General features: G+C 72.4%; 11 protein-coding genes and 1 pseudogene. 8 read left to right on the top strand and 4 right to left on the bottom strand.

The genetic code is table 11. The annotated features are described in order from the left end of the window. Positions 1-90 precede the first annotated feature (90 nt). On the bottom strand, positions 91-1470 hold the full coding sequence (locus tag M1L60_RS09565) for an 8-amino-7-oxononanoate synthase (RefSeq protein ID WP_438862088.1): 1380 nt from the start codon (positions 1468-1470) through the stop codon (positions 91-93). 155 nt (positions 1471-1625) lie between these two features. On the opposite strand from M1L60_RS09565, the gene bioB reads away from it, so the two are divergent. Together bioB and bsaP are read left to right on the top strand one after the other, a co-directional pair. Beyond that, positions 1626-2621 (top strand): biotin synthase BioB, encoded by a 996-nt coding sequence (bioB, locus tag M1L60_RS09560; protein ID WP_253236967.1) that lies wholly within the window; start codon positions 1626-1628, stop codon positions 2619-2621. Then, a pseudogene (gene bsaP, locus M1L60_RS48495) lies at positions 2600-2797 on the top strand (biotin synthase auxiliary protein BsaP); the annotation flags it as partial. The gene bioB and the pseudogene bsaP, both read left to right, overlap by 22 nt. 35 nt (positions 2798-2832) lie before the next feature. On the opposite strand, the gene M1L60_RS09555 reads toward bsaP, so the two are convergent. After that, complete coding sequence (locus tag M1L60_RS09555) at positions 2833-3879, bottom strand: GNAT family N-acetyltransferase (protein ID WP_253236966.1); 1047 nt, start codon at positions 3877-3879, stop codon at positions 2833-2835. A gap of 105 nt (positions 3880-3984) precedes the next feature. After that, a complete protein-coding gene (locus M1L60_RS09550) occupies positions 3985-4692 on the bottom strand; it encodes an ACT domain-containing protein (RefSeq protein ID WP_253236965.1) in 708 nt (235 codons plus the stop codon). A gap of 310 nt (positions 4693-5002) precedes the next feature. Between M1L60_RS09550 and M1L60_RS09545 the strand changes: the two genes are divergently transcribed. The 5 genes from M1L60_RS09545 to M1L60_RS09525 all read left to right on the top strand — a co-directional run bounded on the left by M1L60_RS09545 (position 5003) and on the right by M1L60_RS09525 (position 12330). Then, positions 5003-5719: a pyrimidine reductase family protein gene (locus M1L60_RS09545; RefSeq protein WP_253236964.1), complete on the top strand. Its 717-nt coding sequence runs from the start codon at positions 5003-5005 to the stop codon at positions 5717-5719. 167 nt (positions 5720-5886) lie between these two features. Continuing rightward, positions 5887-7635 carry an ATP-binding protein gene (locus M1L60_RS09540; RefSeq protein ID WP_253236963.1) on the top strand — a complete coding sequence of 583 codons (1749 nt, stop codon included), beginning with the start codon at positions 5887-5889 and terminating at the stop codon, positions 7633-7635. A gap of 9 nt (positions 7636-7644) precedes the next feature. Beyond that, on the top strand, positions 7645-8796 hold the full coding sequence (locus tag M1L60_RS09535; protein ID WP_253236962.1) for an exonuclease SbcCD subunit D: 1152 nt from the start codon (positions 7645-7647) through the stop codon (positions 8794-8796). A gap of 70 nt (positions 8797-8866) precedes the next feature. Beyond that, positions 8867-11353 carry an AAA family ATPase gene (locus M1L60_RS09530; protein WP_253236961.1) on the top strand — a complete coding sequence of 829 codons (2487 nt, stop codon included), beginning with the start codon at positions 8867-8869 and terminating at the stop codon, positions 11351-11353. After that, a complete protein-coding gene (locus M1L60_RS09525) occupies positions 11350-12330 on the top strand; it encodes a hypothetical protein (RefSeq protein ID WP_253236960.1) in 981 nt (326 codons plus the stop codon). Before M1L60_RS09530 ends, M1L60_RS09525 begins: the two co-directional genes overlap by 4 nt. Here M1L60_RS09525 and M1L60_RS09520 read toward each other — a convergent pair. Beyond that, positions 12327-12890 (bottom strand): TetR/AcrR family transcriptional regulator, encoded by a 564-nt coding sequence (locus M1L60_RS09520; protein ID WP_253236959.1) that lies wholly within the window; start codon positions 12888-12890, stop codon positions 12327-12329. The genes M1L60_RS09525 and M1L60_RS09520 overlap by 4 nt on opposite strands. Positions 12891-12942: 52 nt before the next feature. Between M1L60_RS09520 and M1L60_RS09515 the strand changes: the two genes are divergently transcribed. Then, on the top strand, positions 12943-13725 hold the full coding sequence (locus tag M1L60_RS09515) for a class I SAM-dependent methyltransferase (RefSeq protein ID WP_253236958.1): 783 nt from the start codon (positions 12943-12945) through the stop codon (positions 13723-13725). Positions 13726-13741: the final 16 nt, after the last annotated feature.

The following is a 13741-nucleotide window of genomic DNA, read 5'->3' as shown; positions in this document are numbered from 1 at the left end:
CGCGGGCCGTGAAGCTGGCGTTGGCGTGGGGGAGGCGGGTCAGGACCTCGTCGAGGTCGAAGGAGGCCGCGTCTCGGCGGGTGGGGCGGGTCACGGGGCGCACTCCACGATGACGTTCAGGGCTCGGGCGAAGTCGGCGTCGGGGATTCCCGCGTTGAGGGTCAGGCGCAGGCGGGAGCTGCCGTCGGGGGTGGACGGCGGGCGGAAACAGCCGACGGCCACACCGCGGTCGCGGCAGTCGTCGGCCCACACGAGGGCGGCCTCAGGGCCGGGAGCCAGCACCGACAACACACCGGCGGCGGGAACGAGCAGTCCCCGGCCGACAACGGAATGGGCCGTGCCTGGCCCAACACCGGAAAGGCTGGCACCGGAAGAACCGGCATCGTGAAGGCCAGTACCGGCGACGGCGGCAGCGGGAGAGCCGGCACCCGGAAGGCCGGCGCCGGCGGCGCCCGCGGACGGGGTGGTGCCGGCGCCGGTCGTGTGACTGGCGTCGCCCGGACTGGAGGGAAGGCTGCTGAAGGCGAGAACTTCCGGACCGGTGGGGGCGGGTACTTCGAGGCCGGCGGCGGTCAAGTGGGCGACTGCCAGTTCGGCTCGGGCGCGGATCAAGGCGCGGCGGTCGTCGGCGGTGCGAGTTATGTGCAGGGCTTCGAGGACGCCGGCGGCCACGGCGGGTGGGAGCGCTGTGTCGTAGATGAAGGTGCGGCCGGTGTCGATCAGGTGCTGCATGAACGGCTGAGGGCCGGCGACCACGCCGCCGGCGCCGCCCAATGACTTGGACAGGGTCGCGGTGACGATCACGTCGTTGTGGGTGGACAGGCCCGCGGCGGCCACGCCGCCGGCGCCGGACGGGCCGAGCAGGCCCAGGGCGTGGGCGTCGTCGATCAGCAGCAGGGCGCCGCGGGCCGAGGTCACCTCGTGGAGGGACGCCAAGGGGGCCAGGTCGCCGTCGACCGAGAACACCGATTCGGTGACGACCAGGGCGCGAGCGGGGCGGTGGGTGTCGAGGATCTCGGCCACGGCGGACGGCGAGTTGTGGGGCGCGACCACCGTGCGTACGCCGGAGATCTTGCAGCCGTCGATGAGCGAGGCGTGGTTGTAGGCGTCGGAGACGATCAGGTCGCACACCGAGGTGAGGCTGCGCACAGCGGCCAGGTTGGCCAGGTAGCCCGACGAGAAGACGAGCGCCCCGGGCGTGCCCAGCCAGGCCGCCAGTTCCGTTTCGAGCGCGGCGTGGACCTGCGCCGAACCGCGCACCAGGCGGGAACCGGTCGCCCCCAGCCCGTACGCCGAAAGGGCTCTGGCCGCCGCCGCGACGACCGCGGGATGGGCGGCCAGGCCGAGATAGTCGTTGCCGGCCAGATCGACGACGAGGTCGTCGGCCGCGCGGGGCCGCAGCCGACGCGTCAGCCCCGCCTTGGACCGGCTCGCGGCCAGGCCCTCCAGCGACTCCAGCCAGCCCGACAAGACACCCTCCAAAGCACCACGAGAACGCCCAAGCGGGCATCACGAGAAGGGGAAACTACCACCCACCACCGACAGTCCTCCCGGGGCTGAGACTTCCGTCCGACCGCCACGCCCACCGCCGGGGAACGAGGTGAAAGCTTGTTAAGGTGCGGGGCATGTCAGAGATCCTCGACCGGGCCACAGCCCAGGTGCTCAACGACGGTATCGGCCTCGACGAGGCGCAGATCCTCGAGGTGCTGCGGTCGCCGGACGACGACCTGCCCGCGCTGCTGCAGCTGGCCCACGACGTCCGGATGAAGTGGTGCGGACCCGAGGTCGAGGTCGAGGGAATCATCTCGCTCAAGACCGGCGGCTGCCCCGAGGACTGTCACTTCTGCTCGCAGTCGGGCCTGTTCGCCTCGCCCGTGCGCTCGGTCTGGCTCGACATCCCGTCGCTGGTCGAGGCGGCCAAGCAGACCGCCGCCACCGGGGCCACCGAGTTCTGCATCGTGGCCGCCGTCCGCGGGCCCGACAAGCGCCTGATGGACCAGATGCGCGAGGGCGTCAAGGCGATCAGGGCCGAGGTCGACATCCAGGTCGCGGCCAGCCTCGGCATGCTCAGCCAGGAACAGGTCGACGACCTGGTCGACATGGGTGTGCACCGCTACAACCACAACCTCGAGACCTGCCAGTCGCACTTCCCCAACGTGGTGACCACGCACACGTGGGAAGAGCGCTGGAGCACGCTCAAGATGGTCCGCGAGTCGGGCATGGAGGTCTGCTGCGGCGGCATCCTGGGCCTGGGCGAGTCGCTCGAGCAGCGGGCCGAGTTCGCGGCCCAGCTGGCCCAGCTCGACCCGCACGAGGTGCCGATGAACTTCCTCAACCCCCGCCCGGGCACCCCGCTGGGCGACCAGCCGGTGGTCGAGGGCAAGGACGCGCTGCGCGCGATCGCCGCGTTCCGGCTGGCCATGCCGCGCACCATCCTGCGCTTCGCGGGCGGCCGCGAGATCACCCTGGGCGACCTGGGCACCCGCGACGGGCTGCTGGGCGGCATCAACGCGGTGATCGTCGGCAACTACCTGACGACGCTGGGGCGCCCGGCCACGGCCGACCTCGAGCTGTTGCAAGACCTGAAGATGCCGGTCAAGGCCCTGTCGGCGACGATCTGATGTATTGCGACCGCTGCGGCGGAGTCGCCGCCGAGGGGGATCACGGCCCATGTGTGGCGGCTCGGGATCTGGAGCCGCCACGCTTCTGCCCGGACTGCCGCCGCCGCATGAAGGTGCAAGTGGTGCCGACCGGGTGGACAGCCACCTGCGTCGAGCACGGTGTGCGTACGCAATAGAAGGTGGCGGCGACCCCCGGGGCCGCCGCCCCATCTCAGCCGAAGGCGGCCGGCGTCTCTTTCCCGGCCGGGCGGTGGCCGGCGATCGGCAGCGTCACGCTGACCAGCGTGCCGTCGCGGTCGGCCGGGCCGCCGCCGAGGCGCCGCAGGGTCCGCAGCATGGCCACGTTGTCGGCCGCCGTGTGCGCGATCAGGGCGGCGAAATTCCCCTGCTCGGCGTATGCGTAGAGGCGCCGCAGCAGGGCCGTGCCGATGCCCCGGCGTTGCCAGTCGTCGTCGACCAGCATCGCCACCTCGCCCAGGTCACCCTCGACGAGCAGGTTGGCCATGGCCACCACCTGGTCGCCGGCCAGGGCGAGCAGGGTGCGCCCCGAGCCGGACGGTTCGAGCAGCTGGGCCAGCCGGGCGTCGCTGGGCACGCTGCCCAGGTAGCGCCGCTGCAGGGAGGCGGCCGAACTGCGGGCGTGCAGATCGCGTACGGCGTCCAGGTCTTCGAAGGAAGCGGCCCGCAGCGTCAGCTCGTGACCGTCGGGAAGCAGCACCGAACTCTGCCCCTCTTGCCGGCGCAGCATCGCGCCGGACAGCTCGACCAGGGCCTGCGCCCGCGCGTATTCGGCCGGGGTGAAGGCCGGAGCCGCCCGCAGCACCTCGAACGAGCCGCCGGCCGGGTCGGCCAGGACCATGCGGGCCGCCTCGTAGCCGGGGCGCGCGGTCAGCGGCTCGGGCCGCCAGCGCACCTCGGTCGCGTCGAGCAGGGCGACCAGCGCCTCGGCCAGCGTGTCGGGTTCGTGGACGAGCCGGCCGGCCAGGGCCAGGGCCCGGGTCGGCTGGTCGACCAGACCCTGCGCCTCGGCCCGGGCCACGAACGCGTCGCGTCCGCGGCCCTTGGCCACCGCGGCCAGCAGTTCGGTCTCGGTCATCGTGTCCGGCGCGTCGACGAGGAAATCGTCGACCGCGCCGGCCTCGGTCGTGTGGACCTGGACGGCGAGGATGTTCACCGACCGCAGGGCGAGGCTTGCGGTCAGGACGGAGAGGTAGCCCGGTCGGTCGTCAACCGTTGCCCGGATCCGCCACAGCGCCATTGATGGCACCCCTTTCGGCGAGTCACGTCAGCTTTGCCGACCTCAATTCTCCTCCGCGGCTGTTAACCGGACATTGCTTGAGCTGGGATTTCAGCGAGAGTCCGATCACAGCGCGGACGGCACGGCGACCGTGTCGAGCCGGTCGCCCAGGATCACCGCGGCCGCGCGGATCAGCTGCGCGACCCGGTCGACCTCGGTGACGTGGAAGGCCGCGGCGGGCAGGTCGTCGACGTCCGAACGGGCGACCACCAGCACCAGGCCGGCCCGGCCGAACGGGGCGATCGCGTACCGGGTGCCCTCGGGACCGGTCACCGGCCGGGCCCGCAGCGGGGTGATCTCGGGCAGCTGCAGCGGGCCGGGCGCGCGCCAGCTGGCGTAGGCCACGGTGGGCTCGGAGGGCAGCGTGCGCGGCGCGTCGGCCCGCGCGGCCCAGTCGGCCGGCACGACCGCGGCCGCGGCCCAGTCGGCGGCGAGCAGACCGGGCACGGCGTCGACCAGGGTGGCCAGGCCGTCGGCCGGGTTCGCGGCCACCTGGGCCAGCAGCTCGGCGTCGTGCCCGCCCGAGACGGGGGCGCCGATCGCCTTCCAGACCCCGTCGACCTGGACGCCGGGGATGGCGGCGAGGCCGGCCAGCAGCCGCTCGACGCGGGCCGCGCCCGGCCACACGACGGTGAAGTCGTCGACGGCGCGGCCGCCCAGCCGTTCCAGCACGACCACCTGCACGATGTCGGCCCCGGCGACGCCCAGCGTGCGGGCCACCTGACCGAGAGCACCGGGACGATCGGGCAGAGTGACTCGAACCCGCAGCAACATGCGACTCCTCCCGCCTTGCGGACGGCACGGCGAGGCCGTCCCCTGAGGCGTACAGCCTGCCAATTCGGCGTTTCGCCCCGGTTGCGACGCCGTGTCCGACACCCGCGTATGCGGAGAATCACACCAGGCCGCGCCGGAATTTGTACCAGCCGTTCGTGCGGTTCGAGTGACCGGGTGGGCGGTAGGGTCGCAGTGTGATCTGCCCGGCCTGCCGCGAGCGGCGGCACGACGAGTGCCGCGGCGGTTCGTGGTGCGACTGCCAGCACAAGGTCAGCCGGCCCGTCCCGCCGGTGACGGGTCCGCCCGGCCCATGACGTCGTTCCCCGCGTGGCCGTCGAGCGCCGACGGTCTGATCGAGCTGTACCCGCGCAATCCATCACCCACGCTGCGGGTCAACTTCATCGCCAGCGCCGACGGCGCCGTCACCGTCGACGGCCTGTCCGCCGGTCTGCAGGGCCCGGGCGACAAGCAGATCTTCGACTCGCTGCGGATGGTCTGCGACGCCCTGATCGTCGCTTCCGGCACCGTGCGGGCGGAGAACTACGACGCGTTGCGGCCGAGCCCTGACGCCCGGCAGTGGCGGATCGCCCACGGCCTGCCCGAGTACCCGCTCATGGTGATCGTCTCGGGCTCCCTCAACCTCGACCTCGATCAGCTGGTCTTCACGGACGCGCCGGTCCGCCCGATCGTGGTCACGACGACCCGGGCCGACCCGGCGCCCCTGGCCGGGGTGGCCGACGTCATCGCGGTGGGCGAGGACAGGGTCGACTGCGCCGCGGCGGTCCGCGAACTGAACGCGCGCGGGGCGACCCAGCTGCTGTCCGAGGGCGGCCCGCAGTTGTTCGGCGCGCTGATCGAAGCCGACGTGGTCGACGAGTTGTGCCTGACCGTCGCGCCGCTGCTGGTCGGCGGCGGCCCCGGCCGCATCTCGGCCGGCGCCCCCGCCACCCCACGCCAGATGTCCCTGCGCCACGTGCTGACGCTCGAGGAGATGCTGTTCCTGCGCTTCTTGCGTCAGGGCCGCTGACCGGTCACCCGGCTGTTGGCCGATCGGCTCACATTGGTTCATTGATGGGCGCGCCTCCACCATCGAACCAAGATCTTGTGGATAACTCTGTGTATGAGCACTAGAAGTTGTGGACAACTCGTGCCAACCCCCGGCGGATGCGAGTTTTGTCGTACCCCTGGTGCACGATGATCGGCGTGTCTGACGAAACTTCCCCCGTCGGGCGGGTGCTAGGTACAGCCGACGCGACGCCGCTTCAGTTCTGGACGGCCGTGACCCCGGGCAGCTATTTACAGCTGGACGATGTCGTGGTCACCCAGCGTGATCTGCCGGACCGCGAACCGGTCACGATCGCCGGGGTGGTGACGCAGGTGCGGGCCCGGCACGAGGGGGCGCAGTTCGACTCCGACGTGTTCGCCATCGCCGAGGGCACCCTGCCCGCCCTGGTGCAAGAGGCGGCCGAGATCACCACGACCCGGGTCGACCCCGAGCTGTACGTGCCGCCCGCACCCGGCGCCGTCGTGCACCGGGCGACCGGCGAGGCCCGCGACGCCGCTCTGCACTTCGACCGGATGGACCGGCGCATCCCGATGGGCACCGGGCGCGACGGGGTGCCCGTGTTCCTCAATGCCGACTTCCTCGACGGCACCCGCGGCGCCCACGTGTCGATCAGCGGCATCTCCGGCGTGGCCACCAAGACCAGCTTCGCGACGTTCCTGCTCTACTCGGTGTTCCGGTCGGGTCAGCTCGGGGCCGACGGCGCCAACGCCCGCGCGCTGATCTTCAACGTCAAGGGTGAGGACCTGCTGTTCCTCGACCACCCCAACACCAAGCTCGACGAGGCCACCCGGGCCAATTACAAGCTGCTCGAGCTGCCGGCCACCCCCTTTTCCGACGTACGGGTCTATGCGCCGCCCCGCGCGGGCGACTCCTCCGGCGCGCCCGATGTGAGCAGCCGGCTCACCGGTGTCGACTCGTTCTATTGGACGCTCGAGGAGTTCTGCGACAAGCGGCTGCTGCCGTACGTGTTCGCCGACGCCGACGACGAGCGCCAGCAGTACACGATGGTCGTCCACTCGGTGACCGCCCACCTCAACCGCTACGCCGTGCCCGCCGAGGGGGGCATCAGCATCGACGGCAAGCGGATCGGCTCGTACGGCGATCTGGTCGACCACATCGTCGAGCAGCTCACCGACGACGAGACCCGGTCGACCTGGGCCGGCTCGGCGGTCAACATGGGCACGGTCAACGCGTTCGCCCGCCGGCTCATCGGCAGCAAGCGCGACCTGGCCCGGCTGATCCGCGGCGACCTGGCCCAGCGCCGCCCCCACCAGATCAAGACGGCCGAGTCGGCCCAGGTCACGGTGGTCGACCTGCACAACCTGCCCGACCGCGCCCAGCGGTTCGTGGTCGGCGTGACGCTCAAGACCGAGTTCGAGGAGAAAGAGAAGGCCGGCACCGGCCGCCCGCTGCTCTTCGTCGTGCTGGACGAGCTCAACAAGTACGCCCCGCGCGAGGGCAGCTCCCCGATCAAAGAGGTGCTGCTCGACATCGCCGAGCGTGGCCGGTCGCTCGGGGTCATCCTGATCGGCGCCCAGCAGACGGCCAGCGAGGTCGAGCGGCGCATCGTGACCAACTCGGCCATCCGGGTGGTCGGCCGGCTCGACCCGGCCGAGGCGGCCCGGCCCGAGTACGGGTTCCTGCCGCCGGCCATGCGGCAACGGGCGCTGCTGGCCCGCCCGGGCACGATGTTCGTCAACCAGCCCGACATCCCGGTGCCGCTGTGCGTCGAGTTCCCGTTCCCGGCCTGGGCCACCCGCAAGTCCGAGTCCGGCCCGCCGCCCGCCGACACGATGAAGTCCATCGTGCAGGGGGCCGATCCGTTCGCCGTCGTGGGCAGCCGCGGCGGCTCGTCCGACGACGACATTCCGTTCTAAGGTTCCGCGATGCGCATCCTGCACACGTCCGACTGGCACGTCGGCAAGGTCCTCAAGGGCCGCGGCCGGCACGACGAGCACATCCGTGTGCTGGCCCAGGTGGTCGAGGTGGCCCGGGCCGAGCGGCCCGACCTGGTGATCATCGCCGGTGACCTCTACGACACGGCGGCCCCCACGGCCGACGCGACGCGGGTGGTCACCCGGGCCCTGACCGCGCTGCGCAACACCGGCGCCCAGGTGGTGGCGATCGGCGGCAACCACGACAACGGCCCCGCCCTCGACGCGCTGCGCCCGTGGGCCGAGGCGGCCGGCATCGTGCTGCGCGGCGCCGTGCGCGACAAGGCCGACGAGCTGCTGATCACCGGTGAGACCGCCGACGGCGAGAAGTGGCAGCTCATGACGCTGCCGTTCCTGTCCCAGCGCTACGCCATCCGGGCCGCCGAGATGTACGAGCTGACCGCGGCCGAGGCCAATCAGACGTACGCCGATCACATCGCCCGGCTGATCGCGCGGCTCAGCGACAAGTTCGACCAGCCCGGCGTGGTCAACCTGCTCACCGCCCACCTGACGATCGTCGGCGCCTCGGCCGGTGGCGGTGAGCGCGAGGCGCACACGATCATGGGGTACGCCGTGCCGGCCACGGTCTTCCCGACCAACGCCCACTACGTCGCGCTGGGCCACCTGCACCGGGCCCAGCAGGTCATTTCGCCCTGCCCGACCCGCTACAGCGGCAGCCCGCTGGCGATCGACTTCGGCGAGGAAGAGAACGTGTCGTCGGTGGCGATCGTCGATGTCGCGGTGGACAAGGCGGCCCGGGTCCGTGACGTGCCGATCACCGGGGCGATCGCGCTGCGCACGGTCCGCGGCACGCTCGAACAACTCGCCACGGTGAACCTTCCGGACGCCTGGCTCCGTGTCCTCGTGCGCGAGAAGCCACGGGTCGGCCTCCGCGAGGACGTGCAGGAGCTGTTGCCCAACGCCCTCGAGGTGCGGATCGACCCCGAGATGATGCCCGACCGGGCGGGGGAGCGCATGGCACAGCGGGCCGGTCGGTCGCCGCGGGAACTCTTCGGCGACTACCTGGACAGTCGCGACAACGCCGACGACGGCGTCCGCGAACTCTTCGACGAGCTGTACGACGAGGTGAGCACCCACTCATGAGCGAGCGAAGCGAGCGCAGAAAGCTCAGTGGCCAGGGCTCTGGTTCGGCGGAGCGAAGCGGAGACGGATCATGAGACCGATCAGGTTGGACATGGCCGGGTTCACCGTCTTCCGGGACGAGACGAGCGTCGACTTCACCGACGCCGACTACTTCGCGCTGGTCGGGCCGACCGGCTCGGGCAAGTCGACGGTCCTCGACGCGGTCACCTTCGCGCTGTACGGCACCGTCCCGCGCTGGGGCGGCAGCCGCGGCATCGGCAATGCGCTCGCCCCCTCGGCCACCGAGGCCCGGGTCCGGCTCGTCTTCGAGTCGGCCGGTGACCGGTACGTGGCGACCCGGGTCGTCCGGCGCGACGGCCGCGGCAACGTCAAGACCGCGGGCGCCGGCCTGCAGCTCATGCCGCCCGGCTTCGACGTGTCCAAGCTCGACACCGGTATGGACCTGGACGACCTGGGCGAGGTGCTGGCGGGCACCCCGGCCGAGATGGACCAGGCCGTGCTCGACGCCGTCGGCCTGCCGTTCGAGCAGTTCACCAGCTGTGTCGTGCTGCCGCAGGGCCAGTTCGCCGACTTCCTGCACGCCAAGCCGGCCACCCGGCAGCAGATCCTGGTCAACCTGCTCGGCCTGCACGTCTACGAAGAGGTGCAGACCCGGGCCACCGGCCGGGCCCAGACCGCCGAGGGCAAGCTGGCCGTGGTCGACCAGAACCTGGGCGCCCTGGCCGACGCGACCGACGAGGCCGTCGAGGCGGCCGAGCAGCACGTCGCCCGCATGCGGGAACTCACCGCTGCGGTCGAGGCGGCCGTGCCCGGGCTGCGAGCCAAGCGTGCGGCCGAGGCCGAGGCGGCTTCGGCCCGGGACGCTCTGGACGCTGAAGTCCGGCTGCTCTCCTCCGTACGTACGCCCGCGGCCAGCGTGGAAACGGCCGGAGTGACCGCCGCTGCGAGGGCGACCGCCGCTCAGACCGCGGATGAGGTCCGCGCAGCGGAGGAAAAGGAAGAGAAGCTGCGCGGCGAGCTCGCGGCCTCCGGGGACGCCGGGTCGCTCAACCTCATGCTCGACCGGCACGCCGAGCTCGAGAAACTGGTCGGGCAGGCCGACTGGTTCGCCGGCGAGGTGTCAGTGGCCGAGGTCGAGCACAAGGACGCCGCGGCCTCGGCCGAGATCGCCCACAGCGCCCAGGTCGGCGCCGTCCAGCTGCTCGAACAGGCCCGGCTCGACTACACCGAGGCCCAGCGCATCGACCGGGCCTCGGCCCTGCGCGCGCATCTGGCCGCGGGCGACCACTGCCCGGTGTGCGAGCAGACCGTGACCACCGTGCCTCCGGTGTCCGAGGAATCGGCCGTGCGCGCGGCCGAGACCAGTGGCAAGGCCGCGCGGGCGGCCGCCGAGATCGCCGAGAAGGCGTGGCAGCAGCGGGACGCCGTCGCCCGCAAGCTCGAGAGCAACCTGGAACGCAAGCGGGCCCAGCACGAGCACCACCTGACCCGGCTGGCCGAGGCGCGGACCGCGGTGGCCGAGTCGCCCGGGGTCGAGGCGCTGCGCCGGCAGCTGGCCGAGATCGACCGGTTTCAGAAGCAGCTCGACCAGGCGGGCGCGGCCGTGCGGACGGCCCGGTCGGCCAACCGGCAGGCCCAGGCCGCGGTGATCGCCGCCGAGGACAGGCAGCGCTCGGCCTGGCGGGAGTTCGACACCGTACGGGATCAGGTCGCGCGCTTCTCGCCGCCGCCGGCCGACCGCGACGACCTGGCCGGGGCGTGGGCCCTGCTGGTCGAGTGGGCCGCGGGCCTGGCCGCCGAGCGGGCCACCGCCCGCGACGAGGCCGAGGGCACGGTGGCCTCGGCCCACCGCACCACGGTCGCCGCCCAGCAAGAAATCGCGGCCCTGTTCACTGCGGCCGGGGTGGCCGTGCCCGCCTCCGACGAGTCCTCGCTGATCCGCGCGGCCGCGATCACCGCCGAACGGTCCGAGGCCGCACTGCAACGGCTGGTCGACCGGCGCGAGCAGGCCCACGAGCTCACCGAGCAGCGGATGACGCTGCAGCGCGAGATGCGGGTGGCCAAGTCGCTGGCCGGGCACCTGCGGGCCAACAACTTCGAGCGCTGGCTGCTGGAAGAGGCGCTCGACCTGCTCGTCGACGGCGCGTCGCGGATCCTGCGCGAGCTGACCGGCGGGCAGTACGACCTGATCCACGACAAGGGCGAGTTCTTCGTGATCGACCACCACGACGCCGGGCTGCGGCGCGGGGTGCGCACCCTGAGCGGCGGCGAGACCTTCCAGGCCTCGCTGGCCCTGGCCCTCGCGCTGTCCGAGCAGCTGGCCGGCATGTCGACCACGGCCGCCAGCCTCGAGTCGATCGTGCTCGACGAGGGCTTCGGCACCCTCGACGCGGCCACGCTGGACGTGGTGGCGGCGACGCTCGAGAACCTGGCCGCGCGCGGCGACCGCATGGTCGGCGTGGTCACCCATGTCAACGCGCTGGCCGAGCGGGTGCCGGTGCGGTTCGAGGTGCACAAGGACGCGCGGACCGCGCACGTGACGAGGGTGGGCCTTTGACCAGCATGTACGTGGACGCGTGGGATCCGTCCTACGGCTCGTCGTTCGAGGGTGGCGCCGAGGGCGGGGACGGTCCGGCCTCGGCCAGCAGCGCCCAGGTCGACACCGACGTCGAGGTGCCGGCGGCCGAGTGGGCGCCGATCGACGTCTCGTCGTCGGTGCGCTGCCCCGACGTCGTCTTCCTGGTCGACGGGGTGCGGCGCAACGACGCCGGGCTGTGGACGGCCGAGGAGGACGGGACGTCGTACGCCGGGCTGGCCGCCTCGTACGCGGCCGGTGTGGTCCGGTGCGACCTGGCCCGGGGCGCGGCCGAACTGGTCGGCGCGCGGGTCGGCCGGGGGCTGTTCACCGCGAGCCCGTCGGCCGAGGACGTGCAGGCCGGCTCGGTGCGCTACGAGGTGCACCGCATCCACGGCACCGGCGAGGCCAGCAAGCTGCCCGCCGCCGTGCAGGGCCCGCTGACCGCACTCGAGATCGACATCTCGGCCTCGGCCCGCGACACCAGCTCCGACGGCCGCGACCTGCTCGTGGTGGACGGGCCGCTGCGCAACCGGCGGCAACTGCCCCGCACGATCGGGTACGTCAAGACGCAGCAGAAGCAGTACCTGCCGGCCGCGCTGACCACGGTCGTGACGTCGCTGCGGCCGGGCCAGCGGACGCCGGTCTTCCACCTGGGCACGGTGTGGGGCGGCTGGTCCTGGTACCTGCGCCTGCCCGGGGCGTCCGGGGCGCCGTGGTCGGGCATCGTGCGGGTGGAGTGCTCGCCCGACCTCGCGCCCGAGGAGGCGATCGAGCTGGCCGAGATCTCGGGGGCGACGCTGCCGCGGTTCGCGTCGTCGGCCTACAAGGACCCGCGAGCGCCACAGAACCTGGTGCCGATCGCCGGCCTGGAACGGCGGCTGCGCGGCCTGCTGGGGGATTCCCGGGTGCTGCACCGGGCGCTGACCCTGGCCACCGCCCGCTCCCGCCTCAACTAACTCAAGATCGACGCCACCAGTCGGCGGATCTCGTCCTGTCCGGCCACGACTCCGGTGCCGGCGAGCGCCAGGTGCGCCGCGCCGACCAGAGCGAGCGCCTGAGGGCCGACGTCGGCGTCGGCGGGCACCCGATGCTGGGCCTGCTCGGCGGTCAGATAGGCGGCGAGCACGGCGGTGGCTTCGGTCAGCATCGGCACGCCGTTCGGGCCCAGGCGGGCGCGCAGGTCGTCGCGCGACAGGATCAGGGCGGTCAGTCCCAGCCCGACCCGGTCGAAGACCAGGGCCAGCACGTCGGCGATGTTCTCGTCGACCGCCCCCGATCCGGCCGTCTCGCACATGGTCGCGCCCCAGGCCTGGAAGCCGGCGATGCGGCGGCGCACCAGCTCGGCCAGGAAGTCGTCGAAGTCGGCGAAGTGCCGGTGCAGCACGCCCTTGGCGCAACCGGCCTCGGCCGTGACCGCACGGCTGGTCAAGGCGCCCGGCCCCTCGTTCAGCAGGACGCGCTGGGCCGCGTCGAACAATTGCTGGCGTACGTCGCGCAGCGCCACTCCGGTCGGCACTCCCTCAGCCTCGCACATCGACGAGTGGGCGCTTGCCCATTAGAGTGGGCGCATGCCCACTCAGCCCTTCCGTGAGCGCCGCGTGGCGGAGTCGTTCGGCGTCGACAGTGACCGCTACGACCGCACCCGCCCCCGTTACCCGGCCGACCTGATCAATCGCCTGGCCGCCCCCGAGGTCCTCGACGTGGGCATCGGCACCGGCATCGTCGCCCGCCAGCTCCGCGCCGCCGGCGCCCACGTAACCGGAGTTGAGCCCGACCCGCGGATGGCCGCCTTCGCCCGCGACAGCGGCTTCGAGGTCGAGGTGGCGACCTTCGAACAATGGGACCCCAGGGGCCGCACCTTCGACGCGGTCGTGGCCGGCCAGACCTGGCACTGGGTCGACCCCGAGGCGGGCGCGACCAAGGCCGCGTCCGTGCTGCGCCCCGGCGGCCGCCTCGCGCTGTTCTGGAACGCCGGCCAGCCCGCCCCGGAGGCGGCCGCCGCTTTCGCCGACGTTTTCCACCGCCTGATGCCCGGCAGCCGGATGGCCGCGGCCTACCAGGGTTCGGTCTCGGCCGCCCAGGGCTATGCGGCGCTGGTGGACCAGGCCGACGCGGTGACCCGGGCGACCGGGACCTTCTCGCCCTTCGAGCGCTGGTCCTACGAGTGGGAGCGGACCTACACGCGCGACGAGTGGCTCGACCAACTCCCGACCCAGGGCCTGCTCACCACACTGCCCGCCGACGAGATGGCCGCGCTGCTGTCCGCCACGGGCGCCGCCGTCGACGCCCTAGGCGGAAGTTTCCTGATGCGCTTCACCACGCTGGCCACTGTCGCCTCGAGGCTGTCCTGATCACCTTGAAACGATC

It is taken from the genome of Paractinoplanes aksuensis, from assembly GCF_024137025.1.
Lineage (GTDB): Bacteria > Actinomycetota > Actinomycetes > Mycobacteriales > Micromonosporaceae > Actinoplanes > Actinoplanes aksuensis.
Note: the sequence above shows the minus strand (reverse complement) of the source record. Positions and strands in the feature narration are given on the sequence as shown.